Source organism: Promicromonospora xylanilytica (assembly GCF_054782895.1).
On record NZ_BAAGRP010000004.1, the window covers coordinates 387144 to 410305 of the forward strand.

The following is a 23162-nucleotide window of genomic DNA, read 5'->3' on the forward strand; positions in this document are numbered from 1 at the left end:
GGGTGTGGGTCCTGCGGGTGTCCTGAGCTGCCGGTTCACCGGCGTCAGCAGGTGGTCAGGTCAGCGGCTCGACCACGTAGGTGGCACCGCGCTGCGTGGGGAAGACGGCGAGACCCTCCTCGGGCCGCTCGACGACGACCGGGCCGCCGGGGCCGGAGACCCGGACCGGCGCGGCGGTGCGCAGCCGGATGGTGTTGCCGGCCAGCGACTGGATCCGGGCGGTCCTCAGGCGCGCGCCGGCCCAGGTGATGGAGAGCTCGAAGGCGCCACGGGCACGCAGCCCGCGCACCCGGCCGTCCGGCCACGCGTCGGGCACGCACGGCAGCAGCCAGACCTCGCCCGAGTGGCTCTGCATGATCGTCTCGTTGATCGCGGAGGTTCCGCCGAAGTTCCCGTCGATCTGGAACGGCGGGTGCAGGTCGAACAGGTTGGGCGCGGTGCGGCCGGTCGAGAGCAGCTGGGTGAGGTGCTTGTACACGCCGTCCGCCTGCAGCAGCCGGGCGCGGATGTTCATCTTCCAGGCGAGCGACCAGCCGGCCGTCACCGCCGGCCCGCGCAGCTCGAGCGAGCGGTCCGCCGCGGCGGCGAGCTCCGGGGTGCGCAGCGGGGTGATCTGGTCGCTGGGGAACACGCCCCACAGGTGCGAGACGTGCCTGCTGATCTCGGTGGCGGCCTCCTCCCAGTCGATCAGCCACTCCTGGAGCTGACCGAGGTGGCCGATCTGGTTGGGCGGCAGCTGGTCGCGCGCGGCGACCGCCTGGGCGGCCATGGCACGGTCCTGGCCGAGCACGGCGCAGGCCTTGTCGAACGCCGTGAACAGGTCCCGCAGGATCTGCATGTCCATGGTCGGGCCGGCGCAGATGCTCACGCTCTCGTCGTCGATCTCGTGATGCTTGATCTCCGGGGAGTGCGAGGGGTTGGTCACGAGGTAGCCGGTCGCCGCGTCCTCGACGAGCGTGTCGAGGAAGAACTCCACGGCACCGCGCAGCACCGGGAAGTACTCGCGGAGCGTGTCCAGGTCGCCGGTGTACTCGTAGTGCTCCCAGAACAGCAGCGAGAGCCAGGCGCCGCCGGTGGGCCAGACACCGTAGAACGCGAAGTCCACCGGCGCGGACCCGCGCCAGAGGTCGGTGTTGTGGTGCGCCACCCAGCCCTTGGCGCCCCACATCTTCTTGGCGGTCCGGGCGCCGGACTCGGCCAGCTCCTCGATCATCGCGAACAGCGGCTGCCAGCACTCGGCGAGGTTCGCCGGACCGGCGGGCCAGTAGTTCATCTCGCAGTTGATGTTCAGCGTGTACTTGGACTGCCAGGGCGGCAGCATCTTGTCGTTCCACAGGCCCTGGAGGTTGGCCGGCTGGCCGGGGGTCCGCGAGCTGGAGATCAGCAGGTAGCGGCCGAACTGGTAGTAGAGCGCCGCGAGCTGCGGGTCGTGCCCGTCCCGGAAGGCGACGACCCGCTCGTCGGTCGGCAGGTCGACGGACGGCGAGGTGCCGAGGTCGATGTCGACCCGGCCGAACATCTCCTGGTAGTCCCGCACGTGCGCCCGCCGCAGGACCCCGTAGCCCTGGGCCGGAGCCTGCTCGAGGGGCTCCACCGCCTCGGCGAAGTGGTCGCCGCTGACGTCGAGGTAGTTCCGGTGGCTCGTCCCGATGGAGACCACCAGCGTGACGGCGTCCGCGCCGCGCACCCGCAGCCGCGTGGCACCGCAAGTGACGCTCCCGCCCTCGGCCACGGCGCGGGCGAGGCTGACGAAGCGGACCTTCCCCTCGAGGCCCTCGGCCTCACCGCTGCGACCCTCGAGCGCGAGGGTGCGGGTGTCGTGCGCGTGCGTCGACGACTCCTGGAGCGACTCGTAGCGGCCGTCGAAGGAGATCGCCCCCGGCGCGTCGGCGGTGAACCGGGCGACGATCACCTGGTGGGCGTGGCTGCTGAAGATCTCCCGCGTGTGGCGCACCCCGTCGGCCACGAAGGTCGTCGTGGTGATGGCCGTGGTCAGGTCGAGTGACCTGCGGTACTCCGTGACGTCACCGGTCAGGCCGGGAAAGTCGAGGTGCAGGTCCCCGACCGGCTGGTACTGCATCTGCTCCGTCGGCCGGCCCATGAACCGCTCGCCGGCCAGGGTCTGGGCCTCGCCCCACTTCTCCTCGTTGATCAGCCGCCGGATCTCCGGGAGGGCCTCGCTGCCGCGCGGGTCGGCGTAGTCGTGCGGGCCGCCCGCCCACACGGTGTCCTCGTTGAGCATGAGCGTCTCGGCGGCGACCCCGCCGAACACCATGGCGCCCACCCGGCCGTTGCCGATGGCGAGCGCCTCCAGCCACTCGGTCGCCGGGGCGGTGTACCAGAGCCGCATGGGGTTGGTCTCGGGCGCGTCGGGTTCGTCGCTCGGGGTGGCCTCGGCGTTCGCCGGCGCGTGACCGGTGAGGGCGATCGCCCCGGCGGTCAGGCCTGTGGTGCGCAGGAGATCTCTTCGCGTGATCGGGTTCATCGCAACCTTCCTCGTTCGTGCTCGCCAGTGAGTCGAACTGCGTGGGACAAATGTAGTACATCACATATCTCACAAGTCAAGAGTGCAGACTTGTTCAGTGCGCGGCTCGGGGTGGTCGCCCGGCGGCGGAACGCGCGACTGACCAGCCCCGGCACGCGACAGGCTCTACGCTGGATACATGGGACGAGCCGGACACCGCACAGCCTCGACAGCCGCCGCGCTGGCGGCCCTCGCCCTGCTCCTGGCCGGCTGCACCGGCGGTCAGCCCCGCTCGGAGGAGCCAGGGGTGGGCCTGTCCAGCCCCGCACCGGTCGCCTCGGCGCCGGCCGACTCCTCGCCGTCGCCGGCCGACGGCTCAGGCGATGACGGCTCAGGCGACGACGGTTCGGATGACGACGGCCCAGGCGACGACGGTCCCGGCGACGACGACGCGCCGGTCGCCTCGGCCACCGAGGCCGCCGACGGCCCGTCGTTCCCCGCGAACACGCGGGCGGACAGCGCCCAGCCGACTGGCGAGGGCGAGACGTTCCTGTCCGTCACCGACATCCGGGTCGCCGAGCACGACCGCTACGACCGCGTCGTGTTCGACCTCGACGGCACGGGCAGCGGCAAGCCCGGCTGGCGCGTCGAGTACGTGGAGCGGGCGTCCGACGACGGCTCGGGCAAGGCCGTGCGGGTCGACGGCGATGCGATCCTCCAGGTGTCCCTGACCGGCACGGCGATGCCGGCGGACAGCGGCGTCGAGGAGTTCTCCCGCGACCGGGTCGAGCCCGACGACCTGGAGTCGGTCGAGGAGATCGTCTACCGCCACTGGTTCGAGGGCACGACCACGGCGTTCCTGGGCGTCGACGAGGGCAAGCAGCCCTTCCGCGTGTTCCTCCTGGAGAACCCGACGCGCGTCGTCGTCGACGTCCAGCACTGAGCGGACGTCAGCGCCGGAAGGCCGTCAGCGCCGACCGGACGTCAGCGCTGACCGGACTTCCGGCGCCGACCGCTCAGCCGGCGACCTCGGACTTCTGGGGCCGTGCGAGGAGCGTGGCCGCGAGGTCGGACAGGGGCAGCTTGCCGGCCAGCACGTCGACCACGCCGGCCGTGATCGGCATCTCGACGTCGTGCGCACGCGCCAGCTCCAGCACGGACTGCGACGACTTGACGCCCTCGGCCGTGCCGCCCGTCGCCGCGATGGCCTCCTCGAGCGTGAGCCCCTCGCCGAAGTGCTTGCCGAGCCGGTGGTTGCGGGACAGAGGCGACGCGCACGTCGCCGTCAGGTCCCCCATGCCGGCCAGCCCGGCGAAGGTCGCGGCGTCGGCCCCGAGGGCGAGGCCGAGGCGCGTGATCTCCACGAGCCCGCGCGTGATGAGCGTGGCCAGCGTGTTCCAGCCGAAGCCGCGGCCCTGTGCCATGCCCGCCGCCAGCGCGATGATGTTCTTCACGGCACCACACAGCTCCACGCCGACGACGTCGGTGTTGGTGTAGGGGCGGAAGTACCCCGTCGAGCAGGCGGAGGCGACGAACTGGGCCGTGGCCTCGCTGCGCGAGGCGACCACGGTCGCCGTCGGCTGCCGTTCCGCGATCTCGGGCGCCAGGTTGGGTCCCGAGACGACGGCGACCCGCTCGTCCGGGAGGTCCAGCACCTCGGCCATGACCTGGCTCATGCGCTTGTCCGTGCCGAGCTCGACGCCCTTCATCAGGGAGACGACCACGGCGTCCGGCGTCGCCAGCTCGTGGACCAGGCTCTTCATCGATTCGAGGGTCGCGCGCGCCACCTGGGACGGCACCGACACCACCACGATCGACGCGTCGCGCAGGGCGACCGCGGGGTCCGTCGTGCCGTGCATGGCGGGCAGCTGCACGCCCGGCAGGTACTTCTCGTTCCGGTGCGTGCGGTCGACGGCGTCGAGCACAGCGGCGTCACGGCCCCACAGGGTCACGTCGCAGCCGGCGTCGGCGAGGACCATCGCGAAGGTGGTGCCCATCGAGCCGGCGCCGAGCACGGCGACCTTGGTGGGGGCGGTGGACGGGGTCGCGGTCACGGGCGCTCCACCGGCGGGTAGTTGGTCATCTTGGTCTCGTACTCCGGGTGCTTGCGCAGGTCGAACCGTGGCCTGGGGGCCACCTCGCCGCGGATCTGCTCCAGCTCGACGGTGATGGCTTCCATGATGCGGCTCGTGGCCTCGCGCAGGGTGGCGGTGTCCTGGGGGCGGTCGTACAGGTCGCTGAGGTCGACGGCGGGGCCGGTCCGGATGGTCACCCTCTTGCGCGGCCACGGCCAGCGCGGCATGCCGTACCGCGGCATGATCGCCGTGACGCCCCACTGGGCCACCGGGTGCACCGGCAGGCGGGTGGTCAGGGCGATCCGGGCCACGCCGGTCTTGCCCTCCATGGGCCAGTAGTCGGGGTCCCGCGTCAGCGTCCCCTCCGGGAGGATCGCCACGCAGGCGCCGTCGCCGAGCTGGCTCGCCGCCTCCTGCAGCGACTCCGTGGCCCTGGCCGAGTCGCGATCCACCGGGATCATCTTGGTGCCCCGCAGCGCCCACCCCGTCAGGGGCGACGTGAACAGGCCGCGCTTGGCCAGGATGCGGGGCTCACGGCCCATGTCGAAGAGGTAGTGCGCCAGCGTCAGCGCGTCGAGCTCGGTGACGTGGTTGGCCGCGGCGATGAACCCGCCATTGGCCGGGAAGTTCTCCCCGCCCTTCCACTCGTACTTGCACAGCGCGAACATGAGGTTCCGCACGAGGAACGCGATGAAGCGATACATGCGTGACTCAGGGCGTGGGATGGACACGGTCCGAAACAATACTCGGCCCGACGCCCAACCCCACCCACCTCGCCCTCCCTACTCCCTCGCCGAGGTAGTCACCTGGCGAGGGAGGTGGGTCAGCCGCGGGCTACGTCGGCGCCCAGGGCCTCCAGCTTGTCCTGGAAGTTCTCGTAGCCGCGGTCGATCAGGCCGATGCCGCGCACCGTGGACCGGCCGTTGGCCGCGAGCGCCGCGATGAGGTGGCTGAACCCGCCGCGCAGGTCGGGCACCTCGATGTCGGCGGCCGACAGCGGCGTCGGGCCGGAGACGACGGCGGAGTGGTGGAAGTTGCGCTGGCCGAACCGGCAGTCGCGGCCGCCCAGGCACTCCTTGTAGACCTGGATGGTGGCGCCCATCTTGCGCAGCGCGTCGGTGAAGCCGAAGCGGTTCTCGTACACGGTCTCGTGCACGATGGACAGGCCGGTGGCCTGCGTGAGCGCGACGACGAGGGGCTGCTGCCAGTCGGTCATGAACCCGGGGTGCACGTCGGTCTCGAGCACGATGGACTTGAGGTCACCGCCGGCGTGCCAGAAGCGGATGCCGTCGTCCTGCACCTCGAACCGGCCGCCGACCTTCCGGAACGTGTTGAGGAACGTCATCATCTCGGGCTGGGTGGCGCCCTTGACGGTGATGTCGCCGCCGGTGGCGAGGGCCGCTGAGGCCCAGGAGGCGGTCTCGATCCGGTCGTTCAGGGCGGTGTGGGTGTAGCCCTCGAGGCGGTCGACGCCCTCGATGCGGATCACGCGGTCGGTGTCGACCGAGATGATGGCGCCCATCTTCTGGAGCACGGCGATGAGGTCCATGATCTCGGGCTCGATGGCCGCGCCCGTGAGCTCGGTGATGCCGTCGGCGCGCACCGCCGTGAGCAGCGTCTGCTCGGTGGCGCCCACGGACGGATAGGGCAGGGAGATCTTGGTGCCCTGCAGCCGGCGGGGCGCCCGCAGGTGGATGCCGCCGGCCCGCTTGTCGACGACGGCGCCGAACTGGCGCAGGATGTCGAGGTGGTAGTTGATCGGCCGGTCGCCGATGCGGCAGCCGCCCAGGTCGGGGATGAACGCTTCGCCGAGCCGGTGCAGCAGCGGGCCGCAGAACAGGATCGGGATGCGGCTGGAACCGGCGTGGGCGTCGATGTCGGCCACGTGCGCCGACTCCACGTTGGACGGGTCGAGGTCGAGGATGCCCGCGTCGGTGTCGTACTTGACGTTCACACCGTGCAGGTCCAGGAGCCCCGAGACGACCTTGACGTCACGGATCTGCGGGACGTTCCGCAGCACGCTGGGGGTCTCCCCCAGCAGGGAAGCCACCATGGACTTCGACACGAAGTTCTTTGCGCCTCGAACGGTGATGGTCCCGTTGAGCGGGGTGCCGCCGTTCACATACAGCAGATCGTTCATATGCTCGTCGTCGTCTCGTTCGTTCCGATGATGGTTTCCGATGGCGGGGCCGGACTCAGCTGGCTGAGGGGGGCGCCCGGTCGAACCTGATCCTGGCCCCCACCGCCGGTCGTGCCAACATGCGCACGGACGGGAGTATTCACCGTTCACTACACCTTCACTCGCGCCGCACGCCCGCGCAGCGCGACACGCCAGGCTCGCCCGCACTCGCGGATGCCCGCCGGCGCAGCCTACGTCAAGCCCCTGTCCAGAAAATGAGACACGGTTCCCGGATCGCGGACAGGCTGCTTACTGTCGCCGCCATGAGCACCTCCGCATCTCCGACCGCCGGGACCGCCGCCGGCGAGCAGGGCACAGAGCCGGCGGGCAACCCCCGAGGCCGGGTCGTCGTCGCGTCCCTCATCGGTACGTCCATCGAGTTCTACGACTTCTACATCTACGCCACAGCGGCCTCGCTGGTGTTCCCCGCGCTGTTCTTCCCGAACGCCGAGGACCCCACGACCCAGCTCCTGTCGTCCTTCGCCGTGTTCGGCGTCGCGTTCGTGGCGCGGCCGCTCGGCTCGGTGCTGTTCGGCCACTTCGGCGACCGCGTGGGCCGCAAGGCGACCCTGGTCGCGTCGCTGCTCACGATGGGTATCGCGACGGTCCTGATCGGGCTCATCCCGGCGGCGTCGACCCCGGGCTGGGCGCTGGCCGCGCCCGCCGTCCTCGTGCTGTGCCGGTTCTGCCAGGGGCTCGGCCTCGGCGGCGAGTGGAGCGGCGCCGCGCTGCTGGCGACGGAGAACGCACCCCAGGGCAAGCGGGCCGTCTACGGCACGTTCCCCCAGCTGGGCGCCCCCATCGGCTTCATCCTCGCCAACACGGTGTTCATCGCCCTGTCGAGCAGCCTGACCCCCGAGCAGTTCGCCACCTGGGGCTGGCGCATCCCGTTCCTCGCGTCCGCGATCCTCGTGATCATCGGTCTGTGGGTGCGCCTCTCGCTGCTGGAGACGCCGGCGTTCCGCAAGGTGGTCGAGGCCTCCGCCGTCGCGAAGATGCCCGTGGCCCGGGTGTTCCGCACGTCGTGGAAGCAGATCGTGTCCGGCACGTTCATCATGCTCGCCACGTACGCGCTGTTCTACCTGATGACGACGTTCACGCTGAACTACGGCATCGCCCCGACCGCGCCCACCGACGGATCCCCCGCCGGGCTCGGCTACGAGAAGATCGACTTCCTCTGGATGCTGATCATCGGTGTCGTCTTCTTCGGCATCTTCACGCTCGTCTCCGGGCCGATGGCGGAGAAGTTCGGCCGTCGCGCGCACCTCATCTGGGTCACGGTTGCGATCGTGCTGTTCGGCGGCGTGTGGGTGCCGCTGTTCTCCGCCGGGCACATCGGCGTGCAGAGCCTGCTGATCATCGGCTTCACGCTCATGGGCCTCACGTTCGGCCCGATGGCCGCCGTGCTGCCCGAGCTGTTCCCCGCCAACGTGCGCTACACCGGCTCGGCCGTCGCGTACAACCTGTCGTCGGTGCTCGGCGCGGCCGTGGCCCCGTTCATCGCCGTGTGGCTCTGGGCGAAGGCCGACGGTTCGCCGGTCCTCGTCGGGGTCTACCTGGCGGCGATGGGAGTCATCACCCTCGTCGCGCTGCTCCTGGAGCGCGAGACCCGCGACGTCGACTACGACGACAACGTCTCGGCCTGAGCTCCCGCAGGCGCACCCTACGATTCCGGCCGACGCCGTCGTGCAGCCCCTGTACCAAGGGATGCACGACGGCGTCGGACGTCAGGCCCGGGCACTTCCACGCGCGAACCGCGCTAGACCTCTCTAGGCTTGCGAAGTCGGTACTCCGGAAAGCCAAAGGGCCCGCCGGTGAAAACCGGCGGACCCAGTGGAAAAGCTCGAACGGAGTGACCTGCCTCCGCCTTCGAGATCGAAGATATCCGGCCCCGGAGGCTTCCACAAGGTGACGACAACCGCTGCTACCGCGACCCCGTTTCACGTAGCAGGTCGGTCCGCGGGATAGCGTGACGGCGTGGAGACGACGGCCCTGATCGCAGCCTGTGCCGCCGTCGTACTCGGCGCCGGGCTGCAGCGCGTCGCCGGGATGGGCCTCGGGATGGTGGCGGCGCCCGTGCTCACGGTGTTCCTCGGCGCCTCGGTGGGGGTGCTGGTCAGCAACGTCGCCGCGATCGTCACGGCCCTGCTCATCCTGCGGGCGCTGCGCGACCGGGTGGACTGGCGGCGCGTCGTCACGATCCTGCCGCTCATGCTCGTTGGCTCGGTGCTCGGGGCGCTCACGGTGCGCGAGGCGGACTCCGCCTGGCTCGACGTGATCGTGGGCGGCTCGGTGCTGACCGCGCTGGCCGCGTCGGCGGTGCTGCGCCGCCGCGTCCGCGTCAAGGGCCGCACCGTCGCCGTCGCGACCGGTCTCGCGGCCGGCTTCATGAACACGACGTCGGGCGTCGCCGCGCCGGCGTGGACCGCGTACGCGCTGGCCACCCGCTGGGACCACCGCTCGTTCGCCGCGACCCTGCAGCCGCTCCTCGTGGTCATGAACACCATGTCGGTCGCGACCAAGCTGGGCTTCGGGGCGATCCCGCCCGGCTCCGTGCCGGAGTGGTGGGTGTGGCCCGTGCTGCTCGTCGCCGTGCTCGTGGGCGTCGGCACCGGTACGGCCCTGGCCCGCCGCATCCCGACCAGGATCGCGTCCCGCATCGCGCTGACCGTCGCGATCGCGGGCGCGCTCACGGCGCTGGGCCGAGGCCTCCTCACCCTCTGACCCCTCTGACCCCTCTGACCCCTCCGACCCTTCCGGCCCTTCCGACCCAGGCACGGCCGAGCGTTACTCGTCCTCCGCGAACACCACGTCCCGCTTGCGGCGGATCGCCGGCAGCACCGCCAGCACCAGCGCGAGCGCGGCGCAGGCGAGCAGCACCGCCGAGATGGGGCGCGTGACGAACACCGTGGGGTCACCCCGCGAGATGAGGAGCGCCCTGCGCAGGTTGTCCTCGAGCAGCGGACCGAGCACGAACCCGAGGAGCAGCGGCGCCGGCTCGCACCCCGTGCGCACGAGCACGAAGCCCAGCACGCCGAAGACCGCGACCGCGAACACGTGGTACGGGTTCTGCCCCAGCGAGTAGGTGCCGATGCAGGCGAACACCACGATGACAGGGAACAGCACCGCGTACGGGACCGAGAGCATGCGCACCCACAGGCCGATGAGCGGCAGGTTGAGCAGCACCAGCAGCACGTTGCCGATCCACATCGACGCGATCAGGCCCCAGACCAGCGCCGGCTGCTCGGTCATGACGCCGGGGCCCGGCGTGATGCCCTGGATGATGAACGCCCCGACCATGAGCGCCATCACCGGGTGTGCGGGCAGGCCGAGCGTCAGCAGCGGGATGAACGACGTCTGCGCGGCGGCGTTGTTGGCCGACTCCGGCCCGGCCACGCCCTCGATGGCGCCGTGCCCGAACTCGGCGGGGTTCCGCGAGACCCGCTTCTCCACGGCGTACGAGGCGTACGCGGCGAGCACGTGCCCGCCGCCCGGCAGCACGCCGAGCAGGGACCCGAGGCCGGTCGCGCGGAGCACCGGGGCGACGATCCGGCGCAGCTCGGTGCGGCTGGGCCAGAGCTTCGCCACCCGGCTCACCATGCGGGTCCTGGTGCGGGGGTCGTGCAGGTTGCGCAGGATCTCCGCGATGCCGAACACGCCGACGGCGACCGCGACGAAGCTCAGCCCCTGGTACAGCTCCCGCACACCGAACGTGAACCGCGGCACGCCGGTGTCGAGGTCCTGGCCGATCGTGCCGAGCAGGAGGCCCAGCACGATCATCGCGAGCGCCTTGAGCGTCGACCCGCTCGCCAGCGCGATCGACGCGATGAGGCCGAGCACCACCAGCGAGAAGTACTCCGGGGCGCCGAACGCCAGCGCCGCCCTGGCCAGCGGCGGAGCGGCGACGGCGAGCACCACGGTCGCCACCGTCCCCGCGACGAACGAGCCGAGCGCCGCCACCGCGAGCGCCACGCCGGCCCGTCCGGCGCGGGCCATCTGGTGCCCGTCGATCGCCGTCACGGCCGCGGACGACTCCCCCGGCAGGTTGAGCAGGATCGCCGTGGTGGACCCGCCGTACTGGGCGCCGTAGTAGATGCCGGCGAGCATGATGAGGGCCGACGTCGGGTCGTCGAACCCGAAGGTGATCGGCAGCAGCAGGGCGATGGTCGCCGTGGGGCCGATGCCGGGCAGCACGCCGACGGCCGTGCCGAGCGCGACGCCGAGCAGGCAGAACAGGAGGTTGTGCCACTGGAGCGCCTCGGAGAACCCGAGCGTGAGGTTGTCGAGCAGGTCCATGTGCGCCCCCCCTACCCGCCCAGCCAGTCGCCGAACAGCGCGAGGCGCAGCTGGAGCAGGACGACGAAGATGATCCAGCTCGCGAGCGTCAGGCACACGGCGATGACGAGAGCCCGTACCGGCTTGGTGCCGGCCCGGGCCAGTGCGGCGAGCAGGCCGGTGCCGAACGTCGCGAGCACGAGGCCCAGGCCGTCGATGGTGAGCGCGAAGAAGGTCACCGCGGCGAACACCGCCACGGTGGGGCGCCACTGGATGCCGGCGAGGGGCCGGGGGTCGGGCTCGCCGGCGTCGGACACTCCGGCGTCCGGCGACACGCCGTCAGGCGCGCCGCCCCCGGGGGCCGGGTCCGGCGCGACGTACGCCTTGACCGCCGTGGCGACCCCGAGCGCGGTGAGCACGATGCCGAGGGCGAGCGGAAAGTATCCCGGCCCCATCTCCAGGAGCGAGCCGAGCTCGTACGCGAGCGCGCCGACGGCGAAGGCCCCACCGAGCCCGACGAAGATGAGGCCGGCGACGAGGTCGCTCGTCGAGCGGGGGCGCAGGGCGGCGATCTCAGCCTCCCTGGCTGGCGCCGATGATGTCGCCCCAGGTCGCCGTCTGCTCCTCGAGCAGGGTGGCGTGGGCCTCCGGGGTGGCGTCCTCCTCGCTCACGGGAGCCGTGCCGAGGTCGGCCATCTGGTCGATGACGGTCTCGTCGGCCAGCGCCACCTGGAGCGATTCGGTGAGCTTGGTGACCACCTCGTCGGGCGTCTCCGCCGGGACGTACAGGCCGTGCCACACGCTGACCTGGATGTCCGGCTGGCCGCCCTCGGCCGTGGTGGGCAGGTCGGGCAGCGCCTCGATGCGCTCCGGCGTCGTCACGGCGTAGGCCTTGACCTCGCCCGCCGTGATCTGGCCGGTCGTGTTCGTGGTCTGGTCGCACATGAAGTCCACCTGGCCGCCCACCAGCTCGGCCATCGCGGGACCGGTGCCGTCGTACGGGACGGCCGTGACGTCGACGTCGAGGGCGTCGGTCAGCAGGAGGCCGCACAGGTTGGACGCGGAACCCTCGCCGGCGTGCGCCATCGTCACGGTGTCCGCGTTCTCCTGGACGTAGGTGACGAACTCCTCGAAGGTCTCCGGCTCGAAGTCGGAGCTCGCGATGATCGTCATGGGTACCTCGGTGACGAGCCCCACCGGCTTGAAGTCGGTGATCGGGTCGTAGGCGAGGTCCTTGTAGAGCGCCGGCGCGGTGGACATGCCGATGTGGTGCATCAGCACGGTGTAGCCGTCCGGGTCCGAGGTGGCGGCCTGGCCGGCGCCGACGGTGCCGCCCGCGCCGTCGATGTTCTGCACGACCAGCTGCACGCCCAGGTCCTCCGACATGGGCTCGGCGATCATGCGCGTCACCGTGTCGGTGGGGCCGCCCGCCGAGAACGGCACGATGACGTCGATGTCGTCCTCCGGATAGCTGGCGGGGTCAGCACCTGAGGAACACGCGGCCAGGGCGAGGCTGAGGCCGGCCAGCGCACCGAGGTACGCGGCCGCCTTCCGGGGTCCGGCGGGAGTCATGTCCGTCTCCGATCATCGTTGATCCGGTAGAGGTTGATCCATATGGGGCGAAATCCGGTCGAGACCGCGACAGTACCTCTACGCCTGTGACGCCCGCCACCAACTAGGTGCGGCTTGACCGAACGGTGACCTCAGCCGACCTCGTCCGGGCCGTCGGTCATGGCCGCTGGCCGAGCCGCTCGACGACGGCCCGGCGCGGCCGGCCGGCGTCGTACCGGACGGTGACCTCGTCGCCCACCGCGTACTCAGCTCCCCACCCCTTCTCGGTGAACGTCTGCTCCCCCGAGAAGGGGTGCCGCCACGTGACCGTCATCTCGGTCCTGGCGCGGCCGTTGAACCTGACGCTGCTGTTCGTGCGGGCCTTCGTCACGATGCCCGTGGCGCGCTCGCCGGAGCGGGCCAGCCGCCCGCGTGCCGCCCGACGGGACCAGGTGACGATCAGCGCGCCGCCCACGGTCACGAGCACGAGGGCCGCCAGTCCGAAGAAGAGCTCGAACCAGTACGCGAAGCCCGAGTCCAGGCGGGCGGCGCTCGGGTCGCGCGGGTCGTACAGCACGTCGACCTGCTCACCGACCTCGTACTGCGGCGGGTCGGAGCCCACGCGCCCGGTGAACGTGTGCTCCTGACCTCCCGCGTCGAACGTGACCACCGGGCGGTAGCTGTACCGCTCACGGCGGAGGTCGTCGGTACTGACCCGCTTCGCGTCGAGGCTCGTCACCACGCCCTCGGCCGGCTGGGCGCCCGCCAGGAACTGGGCGGTCCCCGCTGCCAGCACGCCCGCGACCGTGCCGAACGCCAGGCCCATGACGACCAGGCCCGCGCCGACGACGAGCAGGATCCGTTTTCTCACCACGGCATCGAACCACGTCCCTCGTTCCCGGGTGACGCGAACGGCGGACGGCGCCCCCGCAGCCTCTGTCCGTCATCTACCCTTTTGACCGTTTGCACAGCGTGGTGCCGGCTGCCCGAACTCCCACCCGTGTCATGCGTGAAAGGACTCCCATGCGCATCTCCCCGGCCGCGTCCCTCGCCGCCGCCCCGTTCCTGCTCGCCGCATCCCTCGCGGTCACCGCACCGGCCGCCGCCCAGCCGTCAGGCGGCTCGGACGGCCAGGTCCCGTACAAAGTCACCGCCGAGGGCCTCACCCTGCCCGCCGGCGCGACCTTCGCCGACGGCGGCCACGTCAACGTCCGGTACACCACCGGCGACAGCGAGCGTTCCGTGGGCATCCACTTCGAGACGCTGAACGACCAGCCGTCCGGCGCGTACGTGGGCAAGGCGTTCCTGCCGTGGTCCGAGCTGGTCGACGAGGAGTCGTTCTGCATCACCTGGGTGCAGGTCGCCCAGTACGACGAGCACTTCGGCGAGGGCGGGCAGCAGCCGGTCTGCACCGACGACGCGCCGGCACCGACCGCGACGCCCACGCCGTCCGGCACCCCGACGCCGTCGCCCACGCCCTCGGGTGCGCCGACCCCGACCGATGCACCGGCCCCGCCGTCGACCGAGGCGCCGTCGAACGAAGCACCCTCGAACGAGGCACCGGCCGGTGACGCGCCCGCCGATGACGCGGACAGCGCGGCGGAGGCGTCGCCCGCGCCGAGCGGGCCAGCGGACGCTGCGGCCACGCCGTCGGGTGCGCCGACGGCGGCCGACGACGCCGTACTCGCCGCCACCGGGTCCATGGCCGTGCCCGTCACCGTGTTCGCCGGCCTGCTGATCGTGGCCGGCGCGGTGCTGCTCGCCATGGGCCGCAGGGTCCGGCAGGGCTGAGCCGGACGCCCGTCAGCCGGAGCGTGCTCGCACCCCAATCGTTACCAGCGGGCACGCTCCCGGCACCGGCCGTCGGCGCATACTTCGAAGAGGCGGCTGGACTCGTCCCGGAGGTGCGTCATGACCGCGACACGCAAGGTCGTCCGAGGCCTGGCCACCCTCGGCTGCAGCCTGGCCCTGCTGCTCGCCGGGCTCGCCGTCCCCGCGAGCGCCGAGCCCGAGACGCCGGTCGCGTACGCGTCCGGCTCGACCATGACGCGGGCCAACCGCCTCGGCTTCGACGCCTGCACCGCACCGTCGCTGGCGGCGCTGCGGGCGTGGAAGGGGACATCGCCCTACGGGGTCGTGAACGTGTACTTCGGCGGCAACAACCGCGGCTGCGCGCAGCCGAACCTGACCGCCTCGTGGGTGCGCGACGCCTCGGTGGCGGGCTGGAGGCTGCTCCCCACCTACTTCGGGTACCAGCCGTACTGCATGTTCGGCAACAAGCCGAACCGCTACACCGCGGCCAACGCGACCACCCGGGGCACCTCGGACGCCACGGACGCCGTCGCGAAGGCCAAGGCCCTGGGCATGCTGTCCGGGAGCGCCCTGTACGCGGACGTCGAGCACTACGACCGCACCGACTCCGCGTGCCGCACGGCGGTGCGGCGGTATGTCTCGGCGTGGACGAAGAAGCTGCACTCGGCGGGCTATCTGGCGGGTGTGTACGTGCACCAGGACTCGGGGCTGCGCGACCTCGCCGACTCGTACACCTCCACCACGTACGCCCGCCCGGACGCGGTGTGGATGGCCCGCTGGGACGGCAACAGGTCGCTCACCGGCTGGCCGACGGCGCCGAACCGGTACTGGGCCGCGGGCCAGCGCGCGAAGCAGTACCGCGGTGACCACGACGAGACCTGGGGCGGGGTGACGATCAACATCGACTCCGACGCGGTCAACGCACCTGTCGCCACCGTCGCACGCACCTACCGGGTGACGAGCAGCACGTCGCTCAACGCCCGCTCGGGGCCGTCCACCTCCTACCCCGTGCTCCGCGCCCACGCGCCCGGTTCCGCGCTGTCCGTCGTGTGCCAGGGCACCGGGCAGAAGGTCGGCACGACCAGGGTGTGGGACCGGCTGACCTCAGGCGCCTGGGTCAGCGACTACTTCGTCTCCACGCCGTCGCGCACCGGGTTCTCCACGGCGCTGCCCCGCTGCGTCTACCCCGGACAGGTCACGACGGACTCGCTCAACGCCCGCACGGGCCCGGGGGTGTCGTACCCGACGACGGGCAGCCCGCTGCGGCGCGGTTCGCTGGCCGCCGTGATGTGCCAGAAGGCAGGCAGCAGGTCGGGCACCACGTCGGTCTGGAACAAGCTGCGGGACGGACGCTGGGTCAGCGACTACTACGTGTCGAACCGGTCGAACACGAGCTGGAGCGCGCCGGTGCCGAGGTGCCCGTGAGACGGCGCCGATGAGTTCACACCCGGCGCGCCGTCGGACAGGGAGGGGCGCCGCCGCGGCGCTCGACCCGCGACGCTGGAGGACACCATGACCGAGCCGTCCGTCACGACCGCCGCCACCGGCTCGACCGGCCGGCCGCCGGTGGTCGACTGGGACACCTGGCAGGCGACCCGCGAGGACTTCCTGGCCCGGGAGAAGGCGCACACGCGCGCGGGCGACGCGCTGGCCGCCGCCCGTCGCCGGCTCCCGATGGTCGAGATCGACGGCACCGTGCAGGTCACCGGCGCCGCCGGGCCCGTGCCGCTCGTCGACCTGTTCCAGGGCCGCGACGAGCTGATGGTCTACCAGCACATGTGGCACGACGGCGACCCGTTCGAGGGCCAGTGCCCCGGCTGCACCATCAACGCCTGGCACATCCAGCGGGCCGCGCCGTACCTCGCCGCCCGCGGGGTGTCGTTCGCGATGCTGACCGAGGGTCCCTGGGAGGAGGTGGCGCCCTTCCTGGAGTTCATGGGCTACACCGAGCCCTGGTACTCGGTGCGCGGGCTGGCGGCCCCGGTCGGCGTGGACATGGGCCACATCGCCTGCTTCCTGCGCGACGGCGACCGCGTGTACCTCACGTACCGGACCACGGGCCGGGGCAACGAGCCGGCGTCCGGGGTGTTCGGCCTGCTCGACATGACGCCCTACGGCCGCGGCGAGGCGTGGGAGGACATGCCCGACGGGTGGCCGCAGGGTCGGGACTCGTGCTGGTACTGGGCCACGGACGCCGACGGCGCCGGCACGTGGGGACCGACCCGCCGGCCCGTGCCCCAGTGGACGCGCCCCGGCGCCACGCCGGTCGTGCCCGGCGGCGGGCACGGGCACCACCACTGAGGTGGACGCCAGAGCGCCCGGCCCACGCGGAGGCGTGGACCGGGCGCTCATGTGTCCGGTCGGCCGGTGAGCCGGCCGGGCGGCGCTAGATGACGCCGTTGCCCTCGGCCTTGGCGGCACGCACCTCACGGTAGAACGCGCGCCCGATCACGAAGAGCACACCGGCCACGACGAGCGGCCAGACCAGTACGTAGAGCGTGAGCAGGACAGTCATGAGATCTCCCCTCGGGCCGCGACGGGCTCGCCCAGGCGCGGCTGGTCGTCCGGGCTGACCGCGCCCGGTTCGGTGTCGAAGTCGCCGGTGCGCTCCTTGATGAGCGCGAAGTCGAACGTGTCGTTGTTCAGCAGGGTCAGCGCGAAGCACACGATCGTGCTCACCGCGTACGCCACGAGCGACCCGGACAGCACCGGGTACGTGTGCAGGAACCCGATCGCGAACGGCGCGGCCACGAGCGTGGCGACCGTGCCCACGACGAGCGCGACGCGCCTGCCGAAGAAGCCGAACGCCATGAGGCCCAGCACGATCCCGACGCCGACGGTGGACAGGACGTCCGAGACGAGCCCGAGCCCGCCGGAGAGGTCCACCCACGAGAAGCGGACCGGCAGGAACGCGGCGAGGCCGGCGACGACCGCGATGCTGAACGCGAGGTTGGTGACGCGGCCCCAGTAGAAGCTCGCGATCACGGGGAACACGAGCGCTCCCCACAGCGCGCCGACGAACACCAGCAGGTCCAGGATGTTGAGCCTGGACCCCGCGAAGACGAGCCCCGCCGCGATCGCGACGACCATCGTCAGGCGGCCGATCAGCAGCATCGTGCGCGGGTTGGCGCGCTTCTTGCCCGCGATGTTCTGCCCGTAGACGTCGGTCATGACGATCGACGAGAGGGCGGTGAGGTCGGCGTCCGCCGTCGACGACAGCGAACCGATGATCATCACGAAGAACAGGCACAGGAGCGCCGGGTTCAGGTACGTGGCCGCCAGCTGCGGGATCAGGTTGTTCACGTCGCCGCCCAGCGGCTCGACCCCCGCGTACAGGGCGATGACGCCCAGCATGCCGATGCCGATGATCGTGGCCCCGTAGCCGAACGTCGCCGTGACGAACGTCTTCTTGATGAGGTCCTCCCGGACCGCGAAGAGCCGCTGGGCGATCGTCTGGTTACCGATCGCGTAGGCCAGCACCGCCGCGATGTACGGAGCGCCCTGGTTGAAGAACGCGTCCGAGGAGAAGAAGTCCTTCTGCTGCGGCGTGAGGTTCGCGGCGCCCGTCTCGAACAGACCGGGACCGCCGGCGGCGAAGAACACGATGGGGATGATCACCACGACGGCGCCGAGCATGGCGAGCACCTGGGCGAAGTCGGTCAGCACCGAGGCCCGGAAGCCGGACCACAGCGTGTACAGGAGCACGCCGGCCGCGATGGCGACGATGCCCTGCGTGAAGGAGTACGGCGTGAGCATGTCGATCAGTGCGCCGCCCGCGATGAGGTTCGACGTCAGGCTGATCACGCTGCCGAGCACGTTGGAGCCGGCGAGCATCAGCTGGCTGGAGCGTCCGTGCCGGGCGAACATGACCTCGGCGATCGTGTGCGCGCGGGGTGCCACCGCGCGGATCCTGCGCCCGAAGGGGTAGATGAGCAGGATCATGAGGGCTCCCCAGAGCCCGTAGTGGATGGGGCCGGAGACGCCGTACGTGTAGCCGGAGGTGGCAGAGGCGTACATCGACGACGCCCAGATCCAGGTGGCGGTCATCGACGCGGCGGAGATGCCGAACCCGATCTTGCCGCCGCCGGTCATGTAGCCGTCGGCGTTCTCCTTCTTCTTGCTGATGCGGACCGACATGTAGAAGCTGCCGCCGAAGAACAGCAGCATGAGGAGGACCACGACGGGCCCGGAGAGTTGTTGCAGGTCGCCCAAGGCGTTCTCACTTTCTCGTCAGGAACCGGGCCGTGAACCGGACCGGATGAACGGGGTGGAGTGGGAACGACAGCTAGGTGGGCACGGTCCGCCGTGGGCAGCCTGGGCGGGTCGTGCGGGGTCGGTCAGTGCTGCGCTGTGCTGGCCGGCAGAAGAGCACAGAGCTCCTTTCGTTCGTCCGCGGTGCGGGCCCGGGCGCACTTCGGCGCAGGCCAGCGACCTTCGAGTACCGGCACAGGTCGGTGCCGGCGAGGCAGTGACGGGCCCCGCGGGATCGCGCGAGAAGGCGCGGCGACGACGCAGAGTCGGAGTTCCACCGGGTGCAGCGCGGGACGCTGGTGGTCGGGTCCGTCGGGAATGGTTCTACCACATAAAGGCAGTGGTTTGCCCAAACAGCATCAATACTGGGCTTGACCAATCATACGATCTGTTTGCCCGTCAAGGACGTGCCCGCGTGTGGCTCCACCCGGGCGGGGCCGCTCCGAGCGTTCCCGGCGCGGCTCCGCCGGCCTCGGCCGAGGGCTCGCTACGATCGCGCGGTGCCGGTCCCCCCGCCCCTTCCCGGGCTCTCGTTCACTGCCATCGACTTCGAGACGGCCAACCCGAACAAGGCGTCCGTCTGCGCCGTCGGAGTCGCCCGGGTACGGGACGGCCAGGTCGTCGAGACGCACGGCACGCTCGTGCGGCCCCCGGCCGGGTACGACGAGTTCGGGTACTACAACGTGCGCGCCCACGGCATCCAGGCCCACCACGTGGCGAGCGCGCCGTCGTGGGTGACCGTCCACGCCACCATCACGGACTTCATCGGCGGCGACCCGATCGTGGCGTACAACGTGCCCGCCGACCGCCCCGTGTTCGAGCAGGCGTCCGCCGTCTACCGGCTCGCGCCCCCGCGCAACGCGTGGGTGGACGCCCTGCGGCTGGCCCGACGGCACCTCGTGCTGCCGAAGTACTCGCTGCCGCACGTCACCACGGCGCTCGACCTGCCGTCGTTCACGCACCACGACGCCCTCGCCGACACGATCGCGGCGGCCCACGTGACCGTCGCGCTGTGCCATCAGGCCGGGCTCGAGACGTTCGCCGGCCCGGACGCGCTCGCCGGCGTCAGCCCTGCTCGTCGGCCGGGCGGAGGTTGGCGAACAGGTCGTTGAAGGCCTCGGTCATGGACGGGTGGGTGTAGATCTCGTCGCGCAGCCGGCTCGCCGTGATGCCGTGGCGCATGGCGAGCGCGACCGTGTTGATCGTCTCGTGGGAGTCGTGGCTGAGCATCGTGACGCCGAGGATCTCGTCGGTCTCGGCATCGACGACGGCCTTCATCACGCCGCGGTGGTCGTGCACGATCCGGGCGCGCGGGACGGTCGCCATCTCGGCCACCTGGCGCCTCGCGACGAGCAGCGGGCGGCCGGTGGCGCGGGCCTCGGCCTCCGTGAGGCCGACCCGGGCCAGCGGCGGCGTCATGAAGAGCGCGAAGCCGACGGCCTTGCGGTCCGCCGTCGTGCGCCGCCCCTCCCCCACCAGGTGGTCGAGCACGATGCGGTAGTCGTCGAGGGAGACGTACGTGAACTGCGGGCCGCCGTTGACGTCGCCGACGGCGTAGACGTGCGGCTGGGTGGTCCGCAGGTGCTCGTCGACGACGACGGCGCCGCGCGCGTCGGTCTCGATCCCCGCCGCGTCCAGCCCGAGGCCGGCGGTGTGGGGTCGGCGGCCGACCGCGGCGAGCACGGTGTCGGCCTGGAGGATCTGCTCCGCGCCGTCCTGGTCGGTGTACCGGACCAGGGCGGAGGTGTCGTCGTCCTCGATGCCGGTCACGGCGGCACCGGTGCGGATGGTGACGCCCGCCTCGGTGAGGATCTCCACGGCGGCGGCCGCGATGTCGTCGTCCTCGCTGCGCAGGATGCGCGCCCCGCGTTCGAGGAGGGTGACGTGGGCGCCGAACGCGGCGTGCATGGAGGCGAACTCGACGGCGACGTAGCCGCCGCCGATGACGACCAGGTCGTCCGGGCGTTCGGCGCGGGCGAGCAGGCCGGTGCTCGTGACCACGTGCGCGCTCTCGCGCAGGCCCGGCACGGGCGGGAGCTCCGGGTCGGCGCCGGTATTAATGACGATGGTCGTGGCGGTGACGTGCAGGGTGTCGTCCCCCGCCTGGACCCGCAGGGTGTGCGCGTCGGCGAAGGTCGCAGTCCCGGTGACCACCGTGACGGAGTCGCGGCTGTCGAGCATCGCGAAGTTCTTGCCGCGCATCATGGTGGTCAGTTCCTCGGTGCGCTGCGCCGCGCGGTGGTACCGGGTGGGTCCGGGCACGGAGTCCGGGCCGTGCTCCGCGTCGTGCACGAGGGCCTTGGTGGGCACGCACCCGATGTTGATGCAGGTGCCGCCGTACATCTGGTCGGACTGCTCGATCATGACGACGCGGGCGCCGCGGCCGGCCATGGTCGCGGCGAGGGTCTTGCCGCCCTTGCCGAAGCCGATGACGGTCAGGTCGGCGTCGAGCTCGGTGGGCTGGTCTGCGGGCTGGGGCGTTGTGGTCGCGTCTGCGGGGTCAGCCATGCGTCGAGTCTGCCGGGCGCGCCAGGTCCCCACCAACGCAGTCCGGTGCTTGCGCGGACGCCGTCAGGCGTGCTGTGCGTCGTGCGCCATGACGGCGAGGATCTCCCAGACGGTGTGCGCGGCGGCCAGGCCGGTCAGCTGCGCGTGGTCGTAGGCGGGCGCGACCTCCACGAGGTCGGCGCCCACGATGCCGAGGCCCGTGAGCCCGCGCAGGGTCGCGAAGAGCTCACGCGTGGTGAGCCCCGCGACCTCGGGAGTGCCCGTCCCCGGGGCGTGCGCGGGGTCGAGCACGTCGATGTCCACCGAGAGGTAGACCGGCCCGCCCTGCACGCGCGCGCGGATGCGCTCGACGATCGCGCCGACGCTCTGGTCCTGGTAGTCGTCGGCCCGGATGACCTGGAAGCCGAGCACCTCGTCGGCCTCGAGCTCCGCCCTGTCGTAGACCCCGCCGCGCAGGCCGACGTGCACGCACCGGCCCGGGTCGAGCAGCCCCTCCTCGGCGGCACGGCGGAACGGCGAGCCGTGCCAGACGGGCGCACCGTGCAGCGTGTCCCAGGTGTCGAGGTGCGCGTCGAAGTGGATCACCGCGACGGGTCCGTGGCGCTTCGCGACCGCGCGCAGCAGCGGGAGCGCGATCGTGTGGTCGCCGCCGAGCGCGATCAGCCGGGTCCCGTCCGCCGCGAACGTGTCGGCCTCGCGCTCGATCGTGGCCACGGCGTCGTCGATGGAGTACGGGGAGACGCCCAGGTCGCCGGCGTCGACCACCTGGTGCACCGCGAACAGGGAGACGTCGTGCGTCTGGTGGTACGGGTGCAGCTGCCGGGACGCCTCCCGGATGTGGTTCGGGCCGAAGCGGGCGCCCGGGCGGAAGCTCGTGCCCGCGTCGAACGGGATGCCCAGTACGGCGACGTCGGCGTGCTCGACGGAGTCCAGGGTCGGCAGCAGGGCGTAGGTGGCGAGGCCCGCGTACCGAGGCATGCCGGGGGTGTCGTTCTGGCCGATGGGTGCCGGGTCGGTGCTCACCCCGGCAGGGTACGGGTTGGTCCGTCTCGTCGACGTCGCGGCCTGTACGGTCACACCCATGCCAGGACGCCGTCTGCTGCCCGCCGCACTGGCCTTCGTCACTCTCATCGTGCTGGCGGGCTGCTCCCCGGCCTATCAGTCGGCGGACTTCACCGGCACGTTCACGGATACCGACGGCGGCACGCTCACCCTGGACGCCGACGGCACCTACGAGCTGTCCGGCATCCCACTGGAGATGCTGGACGGCAGGGACGGAGCGGGCAGCACCGAGCAGCCGGACTTCGCAGGGACCTGGGAGCTGCTACTCCCCGAGGCGTCGTCGGACGTGATCATGCTGTACGTCGACGAGGGCGGCGGGTCCTTCCCGTCCGGGAACGTGCAGATCTGGGTCGATTCGGCCGACCGGCTGTACGTCTTCCCGAACGGGGTCGACAGCGGCCCCCTGCACTACCTCGACCGCGCCTCGACCGCGCCTCGACCGCGTGAGTCGGGTCTGGGTTCCAGGCGCCCCGCTTCGCCGCCAGAGGCGTCTGTTCCCGGTCGGGCCTCCTCAGTGCGTGGGCAGCCGGCGGCGGACACGGTCCAGGATGCTGCGGGTCGCGACCCGGTGCAGGCGCGAGTCGATCACCAGGAGCCGGTAGACCGCACCGAGCGCACCCGGGAAGGTCGCGTCGGTGTGCGCCTCGAGGCGGGTGCCTGTGCCTTCGGGCGCCAGCCGGAAGGTGAGGGTGTAGACCGAGAAGCGGTGGACGCCGTCGAGCACGAGGCGGTCCGGCGGGTCCGCCGTCGCGACCCGGAACCCGGGGACCACCGAGCCCGCGGCGAGCGGACGCGGGCCTGACGGCTGGCGGTCGCGGCAGCCGATCAGCCGCACGTACCAGGACGGCTGCCCGAGCACCTCGACCTGGTCGAGGACCGCGCGCCACACCTCCACGGGCGGAGCGCCGATCGTCGTGGAATGCACGTCACGGTACCGCCGCGGACCGACCATGCTGGGACCATACCGGTTGTCCCGTGCGGTACG

Annotated in this window: 20 protein-coding genes; 7 read left to right on the forward strand and 13 right to left on the reverse strand. The window is 71.6% G+C overall.

Annotated features, from left to right (window positions below):
• Positions 1–55: 55 nt before the first annotated feature.
• Positions 56–2485, reverse strand: a complete 2430-nt coding sequence (locus ACYVK7_RS06725) for a glycoside hydrolase family 95 protein (protein ID WP_460886907.1) — start codon at positions 2483–2485, stop codon at positions 56–58.
• Between the two features lie 178 nt (positions 2486–2663).
• On the opposite strand from ACYVK7_RS06725, the gene ACYVK7_RS06730 reads away from it, so the two are divergent.
• Positions 2664–3407, forward strand: coding sequence for an AMIN-like domain-containing (lipo)protein (locus tag ACYVK7_RS06730; RefSeq protein ID WP_460886908.1), 744 nt, complete (start codon positions 2664–2666; stop codon positions 3405–3407).
• Positions 3408–3480: 73 nt separating this feature from the next.
• On the opposite strand, the gene ACYVK7_RS06735 is transcribed toward ACYVK7_RS06730, so the two are convergent.
• From ACYVK7_RS06735 to murA, 3 genes are all read right to left on the reverse strand, one after another.
• Complete coding sequence (locus ACYVK7_RS06735) at positions 3481–4518, reverse strand: NAD(P)H-dependent glycerol-3-phosphate dehydrogenase (protein ID WP_460886909.1); 1038 nt, start codon at positions 4516–4518, stop codon at positions 3481–3483.
• Complete coding sequence (locus ACYVK7_RS06740) at positions 4515–5270, reverse strand: lysophospholipid acyltransferase family protein (RefSeq protein ID WP_460886910.1); 756 nt, start codon at positions 5268–5270, stop codon at positions 4515–4517. The genes ACYVK7_RS06735 and ACYVK7_RS06740 overlap by 4 nt, the downstream gene beginning before the upstream one ends.
• A gap of 92 nt (positions 5271–5362) precedes the next feature.
• Positions 5363–6679, reverse strand: coding sequence for a UDP-N-acetylglucosamine 1-carboxyvinyltransferase (gene murA, locus ACYVK7_RS06745; RefSeq protein WP_460886911.1), 1317 nt, complete (start codon positions 6677–6679; stop codon positions 5363–5365).
• Positions 6680–6981: 302 nt separating this feature from the next.
• On the opposite strand from murA, the gene ACYVK7_RS06750 reads away from it, so the two are divergent.
• Positions 6982–8364 (forward strand): MFS transporter, encoded by a 1383-nt coding sequence (locus tag ACYVK7_RS06750; RefSeq protein ID WP_460886912.1) that lies wholly within the window; start codon positions 6982–6984, stop codon positions 8362–8364.
• Positions 8365–8695: 331 nt separating this feature from the next.
• Entirely contained in the window at positions 8696–9442 is a 747-nt protein-coding gene (locus tag ACYVK7_RS06755; protein ID WP_460886913.1) for a TSUP family transporter, read from the forward strand.
• Between the two features lie 63 nt (positions 9443–9505).
• Here ACYVK7_RS06755 and ACYVK7_RS06760 read toward each other — a convergent pair whose 3' ends face one another.
• The 4 genes from ACYVK7_RS06760 to ACYVK7_RS06775 all read right to left on the reverse strand — a co-directional run bounded on the left by ACYVK7_RS06760 (position 9506) and on the right by ACYVK7_RS06775 (position 13415).
• Positions 9506–11014, reverse strand: coding sequence for a tripartite tricarboxylate transporter permease (locus tag ACYVK7_RS06760; protein WP_460886914.1), 1509 nt, complete (start codon positions 11012–11014; stop codon positions 9506–9508).
• A gap of 11 nt (positions 11015–11025) precedes the next feature.
• Positions 11026–11565 (reverse strand): tripartite tricarboxylate transporter TctB family protein, encoded by a 540-nt coding sequence (locus ACYVK7_RS06765; RefSeq protein WP_460886944.1) that lies wholly within the window; start codon positions 11563–11565, stop codon positions 11026–11028.
• A gap of 1 nt (position 11566) precedes the next feature.
• Positions 11567–12565 (reverse strand): tripartite tricarboxylate transporter substrate-binding protein, encoded by a 999-nt coding sequence (locus tag ACYVK7_RS06770; protein ID WP_460886915.1) that lies wholly within the window; start codon positions 12563–12565, stop codon positions 11567–11569.
• Between the two features lie 157 nt (positions 12566–12722).
• Positions 12723–13415: a DUF3592 domain-containing protein gene (locus tag ACYVK7_RS06775; RefSeq protein ID WP_460886916.1), complete on the reverse strand. Its 693-nt coding sequence runs from the start codon at positions 13413–13415 to the stop codon at positions 12723–12725.
• A gap of 152 nt (positions 13416–13567) precedes the next feature.
• Here ACYVK7_RS06775 and ACYVK7_RS06780 point away from each other — a divergent pair, with 152 nt between their 5' ends.
• The 3 genes from ACYVK7_RS06780 to ACYVK7_RS06790 all read left to right on the forward strand — a co-directional run bounded on the left by ACYVK7_RS06780 (position 13568) and on the right by ACYVK7_RS06790 (position 16657).
• Complete coding sequence (locus tag ACYVK7_RS06780) at positions 13568–14335, forward strand: hypothetical protein (RefSeq protein ID WP_460886917.1); 768 nt, start codon at positions 13568–13570, stop codon at positions 14333–14335.
• A 120-nt stretch (positions 14336–14455) separates the two neighbouring features.
• The gene (locus ACYVK7_RS06785) at positions 14456–15781 is read left to right on the forward strand and encodes a glycoside hydrolase domain-containing protein (protein WP_460886918.1); all 1326 of its coding nucleotides are present in this window, start codon (positions 14456–14458) and stop codon (positions 15779–15781) included.
• Between the two features lie 87 nt (positions 15782–15868).
• Positions 15869–16657 (forward strand): DUF899 family protein, encoded by a 789-nt coding sequence (locus tag ACYVK7_RS06790; RefSeq protein WP_460886919.1) that lies wholly within the window; start codon positions 15869–15871, stop codon positions 16655–16657.
• Positions 16658–16742: 85 nt separating this feature from the next.
• Here the strand turns inward: ACYVK7_RS06790 and ACYVK7_RS06795 are convergent, their stop codons facing one another.
• Positions 16743–16871: a putative transporter small subunit gene (locus tag ACYVK7_RS06795; protein WP_460886920.1), complete on the reverse strand. Its 129-nt coding sequence runs from the start codon at positions 16869–16871 to the stop codon at positions 16743–16745.
• On the reverse strand, positions 16868–18523 hold the full coding sequence (locus ACYVK7_RS06800; RefSeq protein WP_460886945.1) for a sodium:solute symporter family protein: 1656 nt from the start codon (positions 18521–18523) through the stop codon (positions 16868–16870). Before ACYVK7_RS06800 ends, ACYVK7_RS06795 begins: the two co-directional genes overlap by 4 nt.
• 584 nt (positions 18524–19107) lie before the next feature.
• Here ACYVK7_RS06800 and ACYVK7_RS06805 point away from each other — a divergent pair.
• On the forward strand, positions 19108–19719 hold the full coding sequence (locus ACYVK7_RS06805) for an exonuclease domain-containing protein (RefSeq protein ID WP_460886921.1): 612 nt from the start codon (positions 19108–19110) through the stop codon (positions 19717–19719).
• On the opposite strand, the gene ACYVK7_RS06810 is transcribed toward ACYVK7_RS06805, so the two are convergent.
• From ACYVK7_RS06810 to ACYVK7_RS06820, 3 genes are all read right to left on the reverse strand, one after another.
• The gene (locus ACYVK7_RS06810) at positions 19673–21115 is read right to left on the reverse strand and encodes an FAD-dependent oxidoreductase (protein ID WP_460886922.1); all 1443 of its coding nucleotides are present in this window, start codon (positions 21113–21115) and stop codon (positions 19673–19675) included. The two genes, ACYVK7_RS06805 and ACYVK7_RS06810, sit on opposite strands and share 47 nt — an antisense overlap.
• Positions 21116–21178: 63 nt before the next feature.
• A complete protein-coding gene (gene speB / locus ACYVK7_RS06815) occupies positions 21179–22138 on the reverse strand; it encodes an agmatinase (RefSeq protein WP_460886923.1) in 960 nt (319 codons plus the stop codon).
• A 550-nt stretch (positions 22139–22688) separates the two neighbouring features.
• Positions 22689–23129 carry an SRPBCC family protein gene (locus ACYVK7_RS06820; protein WP_460886924.1) on the reverse strand — a complete coding sequence of 147 codons (441 nt, stop codon included), beginning with the start codon at positions 23127–23129 and terminating at the stop codon, positions 22689–22691.
• Positions 23130–23162 lie beyond the last annotated feature (33 nt).